Annotated in this window: 16 protein-coding genes; 13 read left to right on the top strand and 3 right to left on the bottom strand. The window is 41.4% G+C overall.

Annotation, left to right across the window (positions count from 1 at the left end):
- Nucleotides 1-167: 167 nt before the first annotated feature.
- Genes FAZ19_RS21355 through FAZ19_RS21340 form a run of 4 tightly spaced genes read left to right on the top strand, consistent with a single transcriptional unit; the run spans nucleotide 168 to nucleotide 5,735 of the window.
- Nucleotides 168-1,355: a metallophosphoesterase gene (locus tag FAZ19_RS21355; RefSeq protein ID WP_136822802.1), complete on the top strand. Its 1,188-nt coding sequence runs from the start codon at nucleotides 168-170 to the stop codon at nucleotides 1,353-1,355.
- 11 nt (nucleotides 1,356-1,366) lie between these two features.
- Nucleotides 1,367-2,527: a Pycsar system effector family protein gene (locus FAZ19_RS21350; protein ID WP_136822801.1), complete on the top strand. Its 1,161-nt coding sequence runs from the start codon at nucleotides 1,367-1,369 to the stop codon at nucleotides 2,525-2,527.
- A gap of 1 nt (nucleotide 2,528) precedes the next feature.
- Nucleotides 2,529-3,416, top strand: coding sequence for an SdiA-regulated domain-containing protein (locus tag FAZ19_RS21345; RefSeq protein WP_169305736.1), 888 nt, complete (start codon nucleotides 2,529-2,531; stop codon nucleotides 3,414-3,416).
- A gap of 6 nt (nucleotides 3,417-3,422) precedes the next feature.
- Nucleotides 3,423-5,735, top strand: a complete 2,313-nt coding sequence (locus FAZ19_RS21340; RefSeq protein WP_136822799.1) for a hypothetical protein — start codon at nucleotides 3,423-3,425, stop codon at nucleotides 5,733-5,735.
- 12 nt (nucleotides 5,736-5,747) lie between these two features.
- Here the strand turns inward: FAZ19_RS21340 and FAZ19_RS21335 are convergent, their stop codons facing one another.
- Nucleotides 5,748-6,326 (bottom strand): TetR/AcrR family transcriptional regulator, encoded by a 579-nt coding sequence (locus FAZ19_RS21335; RefSeq protein ID WP_136822798.1) that lies wholly within the window; start codon nucleotides 6,324-6,326, stop codon nucleotides 5,748-5,750.
- Between the two features lie 247 nt (nucleotides 6,327-6,573).
- On the opposite strand from FAZ19_RS21335, the gene FAZ19_RS21330 reads away from it, so the two are divergent.
- The 5 genes from FAZ19_RS21330 (at nucleotide 6,574) to FAZ19_RS21310 (ending at nucleotide 10,545) form a co-directional block, all read left to right on the top strand.
- Nucleotides 6,574-6,762: a hypothetical protein gene (locus tag FAZ19_RS21330; RefSeq protein WP_136822797.1), complete on the top strand. Its 189-nt coding sequence runs from the start codon at nucleotides 6,574-6,576 to the stop codon at nucleotides 6,760-6,762.
- Between the two features lie 246 nt (nucleotides 6,763-7,008).
- Nucleotides 7,009-7,302: a DUF202 domain-containing protein gene (locus FAZ19_RS21325; protein ID WP_136822796.1), complete on the top strand. Its 294-nt coding sequence runs from the start codon at nucleotides 7,009-7,011 to the stop codon at nucleotides 7,300-7,302.
- Nucleotides 7,303-7,622: 320 nt separating this feature from the next.
- Nucleotides 7,623-8,867 (top strand): quaternary amine ABC transporter ATP-binding protein, encoded by a 1,245-nt coding sequence (locus FAZ19_RS21320; RefSeq protein WP_136822795.1) that lies wholly within the window; start codon nucleotides 7,623-7,625, stop codon nucleotides 8,865-8,867.
- Nucleotides 8,868-8,869: 2 nt separating this feature from the next.
- The gene (locus tag FAZ19_RS21315; RefSeq protein ID WP_136822794.1) at nucleotides 8,870-9,700 is read left to right on the top strand and encodes an ABC transporter permease; all 831 of its coding nucleotides are present in this window, start codon (nucleotides 8,870-8,872) and stop codon (nucleotides 9,698-9,700) included.
- Entirely contained in the window at nucleotides 9,697-10,545 is an 849-nt protein-coding gene (locus tag FAZ19_RS21310; protein WP_136822793.1) for a glycine betaine ABC transporter substrate-binding protein, read from the top strand. The genes FAZ19_RS21315 and FAZ19_RS21310 overlap by 4 nt, the downstream gene beginning before the upstream one ends.
- A gap of 65 nt (nucleotides 10,546-10,610) precedes the next feature.
- On the opposite strand, the gene proB is transcribed toward FAZ19_RS21310, so the two are convergent.
- Both proB and proC read right to left on the bottom strand, forming a co-directional pair.
- Nucleotides 10,611-11,399 carry a glutamate 5-kinase gene (gene proB / locus FAZ19_RS21305; protein WP_136822792.1) on the bottom strand — a complete coding sequence of 263 codons (789 nt, stop codon included), beginning with the start codon at nucleotides 11,397-11,399 and terminating at the stop codon, nucleotides 10,611-10,613.
- The gene (gene proC / locus FAZ19_RS21300; RefSeq protein ID WP_136822791.1) at nucleotides 11,392-12,207 is read right to left on the bottom strand and encodes a pyrroline-5-carboxylate reductase; all 816 of its coding nucleotides are present in this window, start codon (nucleotides 12,205-12,207) and stop codon (nucleotides 11,392-11,394) included. The genes proB and proC overlap by 8 nt, the downstream gene beginning before the upstream one ends.
- Nucleotides 12,208-12,732: 525 nt before the next feature.
- On the opposite strand from proC, the gene FAZ19_RS21295 reads away from it, so the two are divergent.
- From FAZ19_RS21295 to fbp, 4 genes are all read left to right on the top strand, one after another.
- Nucleotides 12,733-13,338, top strand: coding sequence for a Crp/Fnr family transcriptional regulator (locus tag FAZ19_RS21295; RefSeq protein WP_136822790.1), 606 nt, complete (start codon nucleotides 12,733-12,735; stop codon nucleotides 13,336-13,338).
- Nucleotides 13,339-13,583: 245 nt separating this feature from the next.
- Nucleotides 13,584-14,006, top strand: coding sequence for an adenylyltransferase/cytidyltransferase family protein (locus FAZ19_RS21290; protein WP_136822789.1), 423 nt, complete (start codon nucleotides 13,584-13,586; stop codon nucleotides 14,004-14,006).
- A 38-nt stretch (nucleotides 14,007-14,044) separates the two neighbouring features.
- Nucleotides 14,045-14,911: an aldose 1-epimerase family protein gene (locus FAZ19_RS21285; protein ID WP_136822788.1), complete on the top strand. Its 867-nt coding sequence runs from the start codon at nucleotides 14,045-14,047 to the stop codon at nucleotides 14,909-14,911.
- 192 nt (nucleotides 14,912-15,103) lie between these two features.
- Nucleotides 15,104-16,102, top strand: coding sequence for a class 1 fructose-bisphosphatase (gene fbp / locus FAZ19_RS21280; protein WP_136822787.1), 999 nt, complete (start codon nucleotides 15,104-15,106; stop codon nucleotides 16,100-16,102).
- Nucleotides 16,103-16,317 lie beyond the last annotated feature (215 nt).

Raw genomic sequence — 16,317 nt, 5'->3', positions numbered from 1 at the left:
TTAAATTATGAGTATAGATGTTGGATTATTCGAGGCAATCTTTTATCGTGTAGGCAAACATAAGCTCATTCCGTTCGGTTTGTGAATGCAAAGCATTTTAGCTAGATTTGATATGAAATGTGTAAATTAACCGCTGTAGGAATTTTGACGCATTCGTATCAACAACCATGAGGTATTTTCTCTTTTTTATATTGCTTTTTTCGTTCGGTATTATCGGGGCGCAAGTTCAAAAGAGAATTGTTCTCATTGGTGATGCGGGAGAAATTAACGAAACGCAGAAGGCTTTAATACAACATGCTGCTTCGCAAGTAGTGGAAAAGAATACACTGGTGCTTTACTTGGGGGATAATATTTATCCGGATGGGATGCCTTTGACGGATGTAAAGGGCATCAACGAAGCCAAAGGTATTTTAGAATCTCAATATGTACCGATGCTTAAAAAGGGGGCACAGGTATATTTTTTACCCGGAAATCACGATTGGAATTATAAAAAAAGAGACGGTTTGGAGCGGGTACGTGCCCAGGCTGACTTTATCCTTGCACAACAGGATACTAACCTTCATTTTCTGCCCGCCAAGGGTTGTCCGGATCCGGTCGCGATAGAGGTTTCGACTAATTCGGTGCTGCTGCTCTATGATAGCGAATGGTTTTTATATCCCTTCCGTAAGCAGAACGGGGATTGCTTATGTAAAACGGAAACGCAGGTATTTGAACGATTAGATGAACTCCTGTATGTATATCGGGATAAGTTAATTGTATTGGCAAGCCATCATCCGATGTATTCGTATGGGGCTCATGGCGGACATTTCACGTGGAGAGATCATATTTTTCCACTAACGAACCTTAGAAGAAATTTGTATGTGCCCTTACCGCTCGTCGGATCGCTGTACCCGTTGCTGCGGAATACAGTTTTTTTAAACGCAGAGGACAAACCTCATCCCAGATACAGCTCATTGGTCGATAATATCAATAAATTGGCAGCTAACCATCCAAACCTGATCTATATTGCGGGGCACGACCATGGATTGCAGTATATTAAAAAAGATAAGATGACGCAGATTGTAAGTGGTGGAGCCTCGAAGACCGCAGCAATTGCGAATGGTAAGGGTTTGCAGTTTAAGTATTCTTTGGGTGGATATGCGGTGCTCGATGTGATGCAGGATGGCACGTCTCATATTCTGTTCTATGCATATAAAGACGATGCTGTAGACCTGGCGTACGAAGATCATATTCCTTTTATACAGATCGTAAAAAGCAATCACAACGAGGCTGGTCATGTTTACGACAATCGCAACTATCTACTAGATTTTGATCAGAATGTTGTTAATTTGCTCTATGTAAATAAACACTTTTAACCCCCTTGCTAATGGATCACGAGATATTACTTAAAAAAGCAGAGGAATATGTAAAGACATACCTTCAACAGGATAATAGTTGCTACTGTTTTCATGATGATGGACACACGGAATCTGTGGTAGAGGCTGCGAAGGAGATAGGTTTACATTATAACCTGTCGGCTGAAGAATTGTTTATTGTATTGACGGCCGCTTTTTTTCATGATACCGGCTATTTAAATGGCGGTGCAGAAAATCACGAACAGCGCAGTGCAAAGTTGGCAGGCGATTTCCTCAAAGAGAAGGGAGTAAACGTTACAATTGTAGCCGAAATCCAGGCCTGTATCTTGGCGACAAAAATTCCACAGACCCCGCAGAATCTGTTACAGCAGATAGTTTGTGATGCCGATTTATTTCATCTTGGATCTGAAGATTTCATCTCTCGGGACAAGCTTTTGCGGCAAGAGGTCGAAACGGTCCTAGGAAAAGAATTTGATAAACGATTATGGCGAAAAGGGACGATCACTTTTTTAAAGAACCACAACTATCATACGACATATGCACAGCAAAAACTAAATCCAGGCAAGGAAAAAAACATTAAGGATTTGGAGACCAAAGAAATAGATGAAAAGGGAATGAAATCCAAGAAAAAAAATGATAAAGGCAATATGCCGGATAGAGGTATTGAAACCATGTTTCGGATTACGGCGACCAACAACCAACGCCTAAGCGATATGGCGGATAATAAGGCTAATATTCTCATTACGGTCAACTCTATTATCCTTTCGGTCGTCATTGCCTTACTACTGCGTAAGCTGGATAACAATGCATACCTGATTGCGCCCACGTTGATCCTCTTACTGGTGTCGCTGGTCACTATGGTTGTGGCTATCTTAGCCACCCGGCCGAAAATATCTGCGGGATATTTTACGAAACAGGAGGTGGAGAGCAAACAGGCTAATTTGTTGTTCTTTGGTAATTTTCATAAAATGGACCTTAAAGATTATCAGGATGGTATGTTGAAAGCTATGGGCGACCGGGAGTATCTATATGGTATGTTGATTAAGGATGTGTATTCGCAAGGGGTGGTTTTGGGGCGTAAATATCGCCTGCTACGCCATGCGTACAACATATTTATGTATGGAATCATTGTTTCTGTACTGGTTTTCACGTTTGCTGTATATACGTTGTGATATGAGAAGAATAAATGCCAGTAACGTTTGTTCATTAGCGATGTTTGCCGTATTACTTGGTATAACGCTCCTCGCCTGCTCACAACAGAAGGAGCCTGGCTACCGCACCTCTAATTATGATTTTGGTAAACCGCAACAAGTAATCCAACTCGATGGAAGATTAGCGGAAATATCTGGTATCACGTTTAGCGATGATAATTACAACCTGCTACTTGCGCAGGAAGATGAAACGGGAACCTTGTACACCATAACACGAGATGGCGATGAGGTGCGTCCGTACGAATTTGGTGCAGATGCTGATTATGAAGATATCGCCAGAGTAGGCGATGAGGTTTTCATACTGAGGAGTGACGGAAATATCGTTAGGTTTAATCGATCTGGAATCGAATCGGGCAATTTAACTTCCGTGAAAGCGACCAAAAAATTATTGCCCAAGGGAGAATACGAAGGGCTAGCTTACAGCGCACTCACTCAGAAACTTTATATACTCTGTAAATCATGCGCAGTAGATAATAAGAAGGAAACACTGACAATCTATTCGTTGGATGCGAGTAATGATAAACTAGATGTAGACGATACCCTTACTGTCGACCTAAAAAAGCTATATGCATTGGTCGGAAAGAAGAGAACTTGGCGCCCTGCGGCATTAGCACAGCATCCGGTGACCAAGGACTGGTATATTCTTTCTTCGGTGAATATGGGAATTGTAATAACAGATTCTGAATTTAAAGTAAAATCTGCTGTTGCATTAGATGGTAAGTTATATAAGCAACCGGAAGGAATGGCTTTCGATGCGGAAGCTAACTTATGGATCAGCAATGAAGCAGGAACCAAGGCTGGGACAGCGACAATATTAAAAATAAATTATATAGAAGGCGACGCTAACTGATAACAGATGAAAATAGATCGTATTAAATTAACGGATATCAATTCGGTTTATCCACATCGAATAGCAACGTCGCTGTCGTTGGTTCCTCTGACGGCCGTATTCCGGCGGATGATTGAATCTTCTCAAGAACAGGAAAATGTTTTACCACGCCTTGTGCTGGACCAATTTGAAACGCATCTTGCAAAATATGGAGATCTTAGATCGGAAAGTCTAGAGCAATGCCAATCCATTTTTGATTTATTATTTAGTTTTCACAAAGGACACAGAGATAAGTCGTTGTGTTGGGGGATACTCGATCCCGGAGTTACACTTACGTTATGCGGGACGGAGGATTTCTTTAGCATATTGTCGGGAATGATGAAACAAGAGCAGTTTTTGGAATTTCAGGAGTGGAGGATACGCTCATTGTACGCGCTCATTTTAGAACGTTTTTATGACTATCCTACCAATATGGAACAGTCTTTCGTGTACATGGAGCCGGAGACCTCGGAAACTTTTCGAAATCATTATTCGTGGACAATTGATTTCACCTATGTACATGTTAGGTTAATTTCCGACAGCCTCCCTACACTTAATTACCAGGAGATAACAAAACAGAAGGAAATCAAGAATAGTAAGCTGGATGCATTACAGTCTTTTCTTCCGTTATCTCATTTTCAGTTTGACGGATTTACCATTCTCAACGCAGAAGATGTGAGTGAACGTGTGGAAATTGAGCGGATAAAAGAATTTAAGTTCAATGTGAGTTCGACAGGCAGTAAGCAGGTTTATCTCGAGCTTCTGCATACCATACAGTCCGTTTTTCGGAGTAAAGACGTAAAGTTTAGTTTGATTCCGGTATTTGGGCAAAAGAATTTGCAAACGCTGATGCTGGATGAAATCGCTGAACATTCCGTATTCTTCAACATTGAGAAGTATGTCTGTGCAGATAGGTTCCAAGCGTATAAAGAGTCCCCAAAAATCATTCTTTACCAGGTGCTGGGTATGCTAAGTAATTCTGATGCAGATTTTGCGGCGCTTATGCAGGGAAAAGGTGTTGGGTCTTATGTCTGCTTTCCATTGTTTTACAAAAATAACTTAACAGGTATTTTTGAGGTATATACGGAAAAGAGCACGCAACTTGACGAGCGGGTTCTGGTCAAGCTGAGAAACATTTCGGATATGCTGGCACAGCTCATGTATGAAGTTTCGCTGGAATTTAATAACAGAATCAATAGCGTTATTATTGATAAATTTACCGTGATACAACCTGCGGTGGAATGGAAGTTTAAGGAGGCTGCGGTAAAATATATACAAGAGCAAGATATTTTGGAATTGGATAATGTTCAAATTGCGGATATTGTGCTAGATAACGTGATACCGTTGTATGGAGCGATTGATATCCGGAACTCTACTGTTGCGCGTAACGATGCGATTGTAAAGGATATGGAGGTGTATCTGGATGCTTTGGATGTCTTGATAGCCGCGTTGACGGCAGATCTGTCGTTCATGAAAAATGAGGAAATACAGCATGCTACAGCCTATTGGCGTGAGAAGTTAGCCTCAGGTTACCTGGAACAGGTATTTGTACGTCTGATGGACTTCTGTAATAAGGATGTGCCGCGGTTCCTCGAGTTTTTTAGAACGACCTGTATAAAAAGTGAGCCGCACGTCCAGCGGTTTGAACAAATAGTGGATAGACAACAGGGAGTGGCCTATCTTCATCGAAGGAAATTGGAAGATTCGATTCAAAACTTGAATCGAGTTATCAGCGGCGAACTGGATATTTTGCATGATACCATCAACGAAAGGGTGGCTTGTTACTTCGATAAATTCCGGACCGACGGCATCGAATTTGATGTTTATTTGGGTAAAAGTATATCGCCTGCACGTACTTTTAGACCGGATGATATAAAGGCAGCCCGGTATGAACAGTTGAAATCCATGATTGTAATCGCACGCAAAACGCATGCACTGAAAGAGGATCTGCCCTATGCATTGGATACAACTTATCTGATATATGTCAATTCTTCCGAAATCGACGTTGGTTTCCGATCGGATGAAAGACGCTTTGATGTGGAGGGATCGTATAATATCCGCTATCAGGTTATTAAAAAGAGAATAGATAAGATTACAATTAAAGGAAGCTATGAGCGGCTAACACAACCTTATCAGATTGCAATTGTGTATTTAAGCGAGGAGACTTATGAAGAGTATATGGATTTTGTGCGCATTTTGCGCAATGAGGGAATCATTACCTCACCAATAGAGTCGTTGGATCTGGAAGATGTGCAGGGCATCAGCGGACTTAAGGCAATTCGATTTAACACTTTGGCGTAGGGTGTAGCTTATTTATTTGACCCCGTCAATCAGCATTTTCATCGTATTGATTATTCGGTCTCTATCGGATGTCTTATGCATGTCGATCCCACAGAATTCGTCACCCTTTTCCGCAGAACGGAGAGAAAGATAGTTAAATCCACCAACGAGCAACGCCAGCAACGGACGGACATCTGCAGGTAAATCCTGTTGTTTGATAAATTTGTCGATCATCTGGTTTTCGAGCTCTTCCCGCTTGCTCGCAACACCTTTTAGTGTTTCGTTCAGATTGTTTAGTTCCCATATTAGTAGCTGTTTTTGCAAATTGTCTTCATAGATAGCGGTAAAATAATCAATCAAAACTTCGCTAGTCAGCTCCTCGGGAATCTCCTTTTTTGGCTGCCAAAAATCTCGTGATAGAATGAATTTGGTATGTAAGCCTTTCAAATCCCCAAAATGGAAATATATTAGTTTTTTGTCGACATCTGAAGCCTCGCAGATTGGCATAACCTTTAATTCCGTAAATCCCTTTTCAGTAAGTACTTTTTCCACTGCTTGCAGTAGTTTTGATTTAGTAACAAGAGATTTCTTTGTTTTTTTATTTTCTTTCATGTAAATATTTCTTCTTGCTAATCCACTATTAAAAGCCCACAATACCCACGAAGCGATACTCGTTCCATGGTTAGATCAATTGGTGTACGCACTATGAAATAGAATTGCAGCATCTAAGGTAGCTTTTTTTTCTTAAAAAGCAATTAAGAAAAGAAAAGCGATCAATAGAAAGATGCAAAAAGTTTAGCTGTCTTGTCGTATGAAATAGGTTAGGGTGCGCCATAAATTGAGAAGATAAGCTTGCTTTTTGAGACAAATTACATTTGGCGCAGGAAGACAAGTGATGCGAAATAGTGATGATATTGGTCAGAGATTAAAGGATAATTTATTGAATGGCGAGTGGAGCGAATGGCGCGTGCATTCCCATATGATGGCAGAGGCAATACCAAAACAGGAAAATAAGGTTTGGTTGGATGTCCAAAAGAAAGATAAATAGGGGATCCCACTTTTGCATATCGCTGTTGAATAAGTGGAACCAGATGCATCTATGTAAAAATGTCTATGTGACTGATGGCGCCTGTATGACACCCGACCCTCACCTACATGGCACTGACAGCACGTGCGGTCGACCACACCGTGAAAGAACTGAAAGCAATGAATATTTAGGATGCTCCGTTTTGTCGAAACTATTTTCTAATTTAGATTCTGTTTACGGATACGTAGAATAGGAGATGTAGCAACGATGAATAAAGATCTGATATTAAGGGAAAAATTAGCAATACAGCGTACCCATCTGGCAAACCAGACGACTTTTTTGGCATTTTTACGTACGGCCATGTACTTTTTTGTGGCAGGTCTTTCTATAGATAGTTTCTTTTCGTTCAGTGAATCACATCTCATTATGTGGATATTCTTCGTGATTTCTGCCGGCCTCATTGCTTTCGGGATCTTTAATTTTTTGATCAACAGAAAAAGTATAGTGGAAAGTGAAGAACACATTGGCGATTACCAAACAGAGTACCTGAAGAAATCCTAGTAATTATTTTTTTGTACCTTTGTGTCAATGAGAAAAAAAAGAATATACAGTATTTCGTATTGCTTGTTTTATCGAATTAGAAAAGAATCCCTAACAAATACTCCGAAAATCCCTCCCTCAGGATTTTAAATTCCACGGTTTCGTTCACGAGATACATCTACTCTAAAGTGCAACTGTTTGCGCTTTAATGGATTTCCTTTTTATATAGGGAGCACGTTTTATTAAGTAATGTATTTCTGTGAGCCATCAATAGGCTTATCTGTATCTAGGCGGGTAGGCCCCATCTGCATTATTCAACAACATATTAAAATCCGTTAAACATGGAAGAAAACAGACCTATAAAAATAAAGGTCGACGATCTGGTGTTAATCTTTGGCAAGAACAAAGAAAATGCCCTTAAAATGCTTAAAGAAGGCGCTACCAAAAAGGAAATTCTATCTAAAGCACAATGTACTGTTGGCGTAAACCGTGCAAACTTTGAAATTTACGAAGGTGAGTTCTTCGTTATCATGGGACTTTCGGGGAGCGGAAAATCGACTTTGCTTCGCTGTTTAAACCGATTGATAGAACCTACGGCTGGAGATGTCTACGTCAATGGGGAAAATATCACACGTAAAAACCATAAGGAGCTACTTGATGTACGTCGTACGGAAATGAGCATGGTGTTTCAGAAATTTGGCTTGTTACCACATCGTACGATCGTAGAAAATGTAGCCTTCGGTTTAGAACTTCGTGGCGAAGATAAGCAAAGCCGGGAGAAGAAAGCGTTGGAAGCGATAGAGACAGTCGGACTTCAGGGCTTCGAGCGGCAGAACCCGGCTCAGCTTTCTGGGGGGATGCAGCAACGTGTTGGCTTGGCGCGTGCCCTTACCAATGACCCCGAAGTATTGCTGATGGATGAAGCTTTCTCCGCCCTAGATCCCCTGATCAAAACCGAGATGCAAGATGAGCTACTTGGCCTGCAAAGTAAACTTAGAAAAACCGTGGTATTTGTCACACATGATTTGGATGAAGCCATTAAGCTGGGCGATCGAATCGTGATTATGAAGGATGGTATTATCGAACAAATCGGTACCGCAGAAGAGATCCTGACTAATCCCGCTACACCTTACATAGAAGCTTTTGTAAAAAAGGTAGACCGCAAAACGATTATCACGGCGGGTTCTCTGATGCATGAAAAGCCGACGGTCGTTCGCTTCGGTAAGGATGGCCCTGAAGGTACCTTACGCAAAATGCGCGCAACTGGCCTGGATGTGCTGCCCGTAGTCGACGACCAACAGGGATTCCTAGGTTTTGTATGGGTTAATGACGCACTTCAATGTGCCAAAGCGGAAGAGAAGAACGTACAGCGTATAATCTTAACGGAGGTACCCGCAGTGACGACAGAGGTAACGGTGGAAGAAATGTTGCCACTTATTAGTGCGACCCGGTCGCCTATCGCGGTAATCGACAAAGAGTCGAGAAAGTTGTTGGGTATCGTGTCACAAAATGCGGTGGTTATTGAGGCTACTCGCTTTAATGAGCAGGACATCACTAAATTAAAAGAAAACGCGAACAACAGTTAACTATGGAAAAAACAATAGATATAGGACAATATGTAGCAGTAGCCGTTAAATGGCTAATGAATAACCTAAGACCACTATTTGACTTCATCAAAAGTACGGGAAATGCCGGTATTGAAAGTATCGAATGGGTATTAGTGGGTGTTCCTTTTTATATTACCATCGCCTTGTTCACTGCAGCAGCCTGGAAATATGCAGGATCTCGTGTTGCGGTATTTACGCTTTTCGGATTAGCGCTAATTTATTTGATGGGGTTCTGGGAAGAAACTATGCAGACATTGGCATTGATCATTTCCTCTACAATTATCGCATTAATTATGGCCGTACCCTTAGGTATATGGTCGGCAAAAAATCAAACTGCACAACGTATCATCCGGCCCTTGCTCGATCTCATGCAGACCATGCCAGCTTTTGTGTACTTGATTCCCGCTGTGCTTTTCTTTAGTATCGGTAAACTGCCTGGTGCCTTCGCAACCATTATATTTGCGATGCCGCCTGCTGTACGTTTAACTGCGCTGGGGATTCAACAGGTTCCAGCTGATATACTGGAGGCGGCACGTTCTTTAGGTGCCACCCAAAAGCAAATACTGTTTAAAGTTGAATTGCCTTTGGCATTGAAGACTATCCTTACCGGGGTAAATCAAACTATCCTGCTTTCTTTGTCGATGGTGGTTATAGCAGGTATGATTGCTGCAGGTGGTCTTGGTGAAAAAGTACTGGAGGGAATTAACAATTTAGATATTGGATTGGGGTTTGAAAGCGGTTTATCCGTGGTAATCTTAGCCATCGTGCTAGATCGGATTACGCAGGCATTTGGTAATAAGATAAGTAAATGAAACAGGTGATATATAGAATACTTTTTTTAGGAATACTATGCAGTATAGTATCCAGCTGTAGCGAGCGTTTAACAAAGCGGATCAGCATGGGGATGGTAGAGGGTTGGGCCGAAGGTAATGCCATGACTTTAGTAAGTAAAGAGTTCCTTACACAAAAAGGTTATCATATCGTTACGCATAAAGCGGCGCCCAATCTTTTATTGGCCTCGATGGATAATGGCGATACCGACGTGTTTATGAATGTATGGTTGCCAACGACGCATGGGCAGAAGGTTGCTCCTTTTAGCCATATTTTCAGTGCTGGGATTAATTACGAAGGCGCAAAGCTCGGGCTTGTAGTGCCGAAATATGTGGATATCAACTCGATCGAGGAGCTAAACAATAATATCGATAAATTCGATGGAAATATCATCGGTATTGAACGTGGTTCGGGGATGGCGACCTACACAGATAGTGTGCTGTTTGCATATGACTTAAATTATAAACAGCTGAATTCTTCCATGATCGCCATGGCTTCGGAACTCCAAAAGGCCGTTAATGACAAGAGATGGATTGTGGTTACTGCATGGCAACCGCATTGGTTATTTGGTCGATTTGAACTTAAATTTTTGGACGATCCAAAAAAGATATACGGTGATACAGAGCATATCGAAACGTTTGTTCGGCAGGATTTTGAAACGGAGTTTCCAGAAGTATTCCGCTATTTTCAGCATGCTTTCTTTGAGCAAGAGGTTATGGCTGATCTACTCACTAAAATGGAAGCGAGTAAGAATAAAAAGGAAACGGCCAGAGAATGGGTGGAGGAACATAATGACCTCCTTCAGCGATGGTGGGATGAAGGTTAATACTTTTTGTAAAAAGAGGTGCTCAGCTATGGAGCACCTCTCGTATGGGAAGTTGTTTTTTACTTCTAAATGGTAAACTTCGTCCCTACTTCTTTCCCACTTACAATATCTAGAATGACATTGGGCCTTTTCCCATTGGCTATGTAGGTAGGGATATTCATCTTTGCAGTCTTCTTCGCGATATGCAATTTAGACTTCATTCCACCTCTGCCTTCCGCTTCGCCTTTAGTACTTTCCTGAACAAATTGTTCGACGGGTTCGTCAGCAGTTATCTCTTTAATAAGCTCGCTATTAGGATCTGTTGGATGGCCGTTGAAAAAACCCTCTGCATCGGTAAGGATAATCAGCATATCCGCATTGGTCAATTCGGCGACCAGACTCGCCAATTCGTCATTGTCGGTAAAGGTGGACATTGACAACGATACCGCATCATCTTCGTTCGCAATCGGGATAACACCTTCTCGTAGAAGTCCTTCGTAGCAATTAGTCATGTTTTCGCGGTGCCTACCTGGGTCAAAGTCGCGCTTGGTAGCTAACACCTGCGCACAGCGCATGCCATGGGATTGAAACAGTGTATAATAATGCCGCATCATGCGGGGTTGTCCGATAGCGGAAAATACCTGTCTTCTGACAATTTTATCCTGTGTTTGTAGCTGGTGCCGCATCACCTCCTTTCCTGCGATAACGGAACCCGATGAAACGAGAACGGTAAGGATGTCGTGTTCGTATAATTCCGCAATTTGTTCGACGAGCTTATTCAAAACAGTACCATCAATTCGGTGATCTTTATTGGTGATGACGTTTGTTCCTACTTTGATCACGACTCGTTTAATCTCCTTTTGTTCGTTACGCATGGTTAAACTCCTTACCTAATTCTACCGCACGGTTAAAAGCAGCATAAGCGGCTTCCTTGATCATCTCTTTCACATTGTTATCCTCCATGGAGTCAAGTGCCGCCCGCGTAGTACCTCCTTTAGAAGCAACTTTTGCCATCCAAGCATTTGGATCAAGATCAGACGAACCAAAAAGTTCGACTGCGCCAGCGAAAGTTTGGTACACTAACGTGCGCGCTTCGCGGGCAGAAAATCCCATGTTCTGTGCGGCCTCCAACATGGACTGCATAAAATAAAATATGTAAGCAGGACCACTGCCCGAAATACCCGTTGAGGCATCTATACCCTTTTCGGTTTCTAAATGAATAGATCTTCCCGTTGTGTCCAAGAGTTGTTCAATTGTTGAAAGTTCTAATCGTGAAACTTCATCCGCAGCGGTAAATGAGGTCATGCCTAAACCTACCTGAGCCGGTAAATTGGGCATTGCTCTAACGACTTTAGCTACGCCCAAGCCATTCTGTATTACGTTGATCGTAACACCAGCCATAATAGAAACAAATACCTGTTCGTTGTTTACCAAAGATTTCATTTCTGTCATTAATCCTTGTGCATGATTCGGTTTAACAGCTATTAAAACCACATCTGCTTTTGGCAAACAGTCTTTTAAGTCAGCATACGCATCTAAAAGTGGGTGTCTCTTTAGTTCTGCTACCCGTTCTTCTGACTTGTCTAGGATCATCAAATCCTTAGCTTTTAAAAATGTTGATTTTGCAATAGCTTCCGCGTAGGTGAAGCCCATATTCCCCCCTCCAATTACTAGTACTTTCATCGTTCTGTAATTTGTTTATAAGATTTAAATCAACGAAGACGCTCTCCGTTTTTTCACCTAAAACGCCGCAATGATCATGCAAACAAAGTCATAATGCAGAAAAAAATGAAAAATATGAAAGGGATCTTCTACGTGTCACTTATTGGTAGATTAATATATACCCTATCTCGCTGCAAACCTAAAAAATTGACAAATCGGGGCTTTATGGTTAGGTGTTTCAGTTGCGACTGCAAATGTGTCACCTGTACACGAAGGTCGAAAATCTGTCCGAATTTACTGACAGATTTGCACGATGATGGCTGGTTTTTTTAATGTGGTGAATCTCTATATGCGTTTTTTTAAAAATGTAATATATATCACATTTTTCTCCGCTAGGAAAGGTTATTTTTGGTCGATTTTTAACGAGCTCATCACCATGAAATCCATGGTTGTTTTTAACAAAGCGTCGCGTTAGCTTTTTACAGTATTTCTGTAAAGAATACAGAAAATCCTGTTGTCGCGTGAGAAGGAGGCTTATATCAACCTATGGACAAACTTATCAAGTTATACCCCGATGGGGGGAAGGAAATGTTATATTTCTTTCATAAAATTTTTCCTATTCCTAGACTTGCCATGATATATGTGTTGGAAAATACACGTTATGAGAAGGTAAAGAAAGGGAAGTTCATTAGAAGCCCGCTCGATAGTACGGAAATCATCTATTTTATCGTCAAAGGTCTCATGAGAGGGTTTATACGTGAGGATGGGGAGGAAATTACAACTTGGATATCCGAAGAAAATAATATCGTAGGCAGCATACGTAACCTGGGTTTGGATGTGCAGACCGAAGAATATATACAGGCGCTCGAGGATACGCTGTTGATCGCAATCAGCAGATCGTGTTTGGATGAACTGTATGATCGTTTTCCTGAGGTGAATGTGATTGGTAGAAAAGTATTGGAAGTATATTATCGAGATGCGGAGGAACGTGCTTATCTCGGCCGGCTTCCGTCGGCGGAAAAGCGCTATCGACGTTTAGCGCTAACACGTAGAACACTATTTGGTCGTGTAGGGCTTAAATATCTAGCTTCATATCTTGGTATGAAAAAGGAAACTTTGTGCCGTATACGTAAAAAGCTCAAGAATATTTAGCGGGTTAAAATTGTCGTTAAATAAACGGTTGTGTCTAACGATAGGTATATAATTTTCCTCATGATCGAAAATTAATGTGTTTTTTAATAACGAAAACTTCAGAAGTTGGTATATTTAACGAAAAGTACCTCGTTTGCGGAAACTTATACTAGATGAACGTTGGAAAATTGTTTTCTAGATCATAAAATGAGCAAACAATTTAATTTATACAGGCTTTTTGTTAGATAAATAAAATAAATAATTGAATGAAGATAGGAATAACTTTTGGCGTATTTGATCTGCTACATGCCGGTCATATTATGATGCTTGAAGAAGCAAAGCGTAACTGTGATTATTTAATAGTTGGACTGAATACGGATCCATCAGAGGTGTCTCCTGAAAAGAATAAACCTACACAGTCTGTTGTTGAGCGCTATATTCAGCTGGAAGGATGTCGTTATGTGGACGAAATCATTCCTTATGAGACGGAGCAGGATTTGGTGGATATGATTAAGGCGTTGCCCATAAATGTCCGGTTTATTGGCGAAGAATACCGCGACCGGGATTTCACGGGACGCAAATATTGCATTGAAGAAAAGATTGATATCTACTTCAATAAGCGGAGCCATCGCTTTTCGAGCCATGGATTGCGGAGAGTTGTAGCAGAAAAAGAAGCTTCTAACAAGTAACTCCTAATAGCTGATGTCTAAACGCCTAAAATAAAAAAATGATTCTTGAAAATGAGCTGCTAAAAGTAGAAATAGTGCCAGAAGGAGCCGAACTTCGAAGTGTATTTGCTAAGAATTCTGCGCGCGAATATATCTGGCAGCGTGATCCACGCTTCTGGGCAAAAAGTTCACCAATATTATTCCCGATTGTGGGTGGTTTAAAAAATGGAAGGTACCAACATAATGGTCAGGAATATCAACTGCCGAAACATGGTTTTGCGCGCGACAGTACCTTTGGTCTAGTCGTGCAAACTGAAACGGAGCTTAGTTTCGTCTTGCGGGCAGACGAGAAAACGAAAGACATGTACCCATTTGAGTTTGATTTGTTTGTGCATTATATCTTGGAGGAGGATAGATTGTATTGCACTTATGAGGTGTGGAACAACAGTGAAGAAGAGATGGTGTTTTCGATTGGAGGACACCCGGCTCTACAGCTGGATTTTTCGAATCGGAAAAGCTGGGCTGATTACTATTTGGAATTTCCAGATGATAACGCCGTGACACGGTACTATTTAAAGCAAGGCTTGCTGCATACACAACCGGAGTTTTATCCTTTGCAAAATCAACAGTTGCAATTAAGTGGAAGTATGTTTCAGGATGATGCCTGGGTGCTAAAGAATCTCGCGTCTAAGAAAGTAAGACTAGGTAATAGGCAGGAAGATTACGGGGTTGAATTTATCTTCGAAGGATTTCCATATTTGGGACTTTGGTCGGCTCCCGGGTCATCTTTTATCTGCTTAGAACCTTGGTGCGGTGTTAATGATACGGCACAACATCGGGGAGGACTGTTAGAGAAAGAAGGAATTGTTTCCCTTTCACTGGCTGAACGGTGGCAACGGACGTGGTCACTGTCCGTCATGAAGTAGTTTGATTGCGGTTCGGGTTTCTTTGACCGAGCGATTGAAAAAAACACTTTCTGTAAAATATACTATATGAATACGTGGATAGTCTTGCTGATAACGATTGCGTAGAATCCATATTGAAAATTAGGCTGTTGCGCAACTTTTTAGTCGTTATTCAGTATCTTTATGCACCTAGAAGCCACTAACTAAAATACGATGACAGCATTCAAAACATTAGGCCAGTTTATTATTGAAAAGCAAGCGGATTTTCCGTATGCAAAGGGTGAATTTTCTCGTTTATTACGCGATATTGGTATTGCAGCAAAAATTGTAAACCGTGAAGTAAATAAAGCGGGACTTGCTGATATTATTGGCTCGGCAGGGAAGATGAATATACAAGGTGAAGGACAGCAGAAGTTGGACGTGTACGCCGACGAACAGTTCATCGCAGCCCTGCGTAGTGGTGGGGAGTGTTGTGTAGTCGCTTCGGAAGAACACGAAAATCCTATATCCATACAATCGGAAGTCTCTAAAAATGCGAAGTATGTGGTCTGTATTGATCCTTTGGATGGTTCGAGTAATATTGATGTGAATGTTTCAGTAGGAACCGTGTTTTCGATTTATAGACGTACCTCTACGAGCGGAGAAGCTACCTCAGCGGATATCTTGCAAAAGGGTGCTCTACAGGTGGCTGCTGGGTATATTGTCTATGGTTCGTCAACGATGTTGGTGTACACCACTGGCAGAGGTGTTAATGGTTTTACATTGGATCCCAGTATTGGGGAATTCTGTTTGTCGCATCCGGATATCAAGATACCGACTCAAGGACGGATCTATTCCGTCAATGAGGGTAATTACCGTAAGTTTCCGGAAGGGGTGAAAAAATACATTAAGTATTGCGAAGAAGAAGATAACGAGACAGGACGTCCCTATACTGCTCGTTATATTGGATCCTTGGTGGCAGATATCCATCGTAATCTCTTGTTGGGAGGAGTATTTCTATATCCTAATAGCTCTTCGCATACGAATGGTAAACTGCGTTTGATGTATGAAGCAAATCCGGTAGCATTTATCGTGGAGCAGGCCGGGGGGAAAGCTTCAGACGGTGTGCAGCGAATCCTTGATATAACACCCACGGAGCTACACCAGCGTACAGCATTGTACTGTGGCAGCACAGATATGGTCGATAAGATAGAGGAATATCTACAGGAATAAAATTCACTTGTCAAGGATGATAAGTTATCGTTGAATACAGACCTGATAATTTTTATTTTGAAATGACATTGGTTTGACATAACTACTGTAATAAGTGAGGCATATACAGCGTTATAATAACTCATAATTTAGGTTAATAATTGGTTAATTAAAATATCCTGGAGCTCCCCGCTTTAGGATATTTTTTTGCCTTTAATACAGACCGTATTGAGCTT

The organism is Sphingobacterium alkalisoli (genome assembly GCF_005049105.1).
GTDB classification, from domain to species: Bacteria; Bacteroidota; Bacteroidia; order Sphingobacteriales; family Sphingobacteriaceae; genus Sphingobacterium; species Sphingobacterium alkalisoli.
This window is presented reverse-complemented; position numbering and strand designations above follow the sequence as displayed.

What these genes read in the sequence shown, in the direction of transcription:
- FAZ19_RS21355 (WP_136822802.1), top strand. Translation starts at nt 168, where the DNA reads ATGAGGTATTTTCTCTTTTTTATATTGCTTTTTTCGTTCGGTATTATC.
- FAZ19_RS21350 (WP_136822801.1), top strand. Translation starts at nt 1,367, where the DNA reads ATGGATCACGAGATATTACTTAAAAAAGCAGAGGAATATGTAAAGACA.
- FAZ19_RS21345 (WP_169305736.1), top strand. Translation starts at nt 2,529, where the DNA reads ATGAGAAGAATAAATGCCAGTAACGTTTGTTCATTAGCGATGTTTGCC.
- FAZ19_RS21340 (WP_136822799.1), top strand. Translation starts at nt 3,423, where the DNA reads ATGAAAATAGATCGTATTAAATTAACGGATATCAATTCGGTTTATCCA.
- FAZ19_RS21335 (WP_136822798.1), bottom strand. Translation starts at nt 6,326, where the DNA reads ATGAAAGAAAATAAAAAAACAAAGAAATCTCTTGTTACTAAATCAAAA.
- FAZ19_RS21325 (WP_136822796.1), top strand. Translation starts at nt 7,009, where the DNA reads ATGAATAAAGATCTGATATTAAGGGAAAAATTAGCAATACAGCGTACC.
- FAZ19_RS21320 (WP_136822795.1), top strand. Translation starts at nt 7,623, where the DNA reads ATGGAAGAAAACAGACCTATAAAAATAAAGGTCGACGATCTGGTGTTA.
- FAZ19_RS21315 (WP_136822794.1), top strand. Translation starts at nt 8,870, where the DNA reads ATGGAAAAAACAATAGATATAGGACAATATGTAGCAGTAGCCGTTAAA.
- FAZ19_RS21310 (WP_136822793.1), top strand. Translation starts at nt 9,697, where the DNA reads ATGAAACAGGTGATATATAGAATACTTTTTTTAGGAATACTATGCAGT.
- proB (WP_136822792.1), bottom strand. Translation starts at nt 11,399, where the DNA reads ATGCGTAACGAACAAAAGGAGATTAAACGAGTCGTGATCAAAGTAGGA.
- proC (WP_136822791.1), bottom strand. Translation starts at nt 12,207, where the DNA reads ATGAAAGTACTAGTAATTGGAGGGGGGAATATGGGCTTCACCTACGCG.
- FAZ19_RS21295 (WP_136822790.1), top strand. Translation starts at nt 12,733, where the DNA reads ATGGACAAACTTATCAAGTTATACCCCGATGGGGGGAAGGAAATGTTA.
- FAZ19_RS21290 (WP_136822789.1), top strand. Translation starts at nt 13,584, where the DNA reads ATGAAGATAGGAATAACTTTTGGCGTATTTGATCTGCTACATGCCGGT.
- FAZ19_RS21285 (WP_136822788.1), top strand. Translation starts at nt 14,045, where the DNA reads ATGATTCTTGAAAATGAGCTGCTAAAAGTAGAAATAGTGCCAGAAGGA.
- fbp (WP_136822787.1), top strand. Translation starts at nt 15,104, where the DNA reads ATGACAGCATTCAAAACATTAGGCCAGTTTATTATTGAAAAGCAAGCG.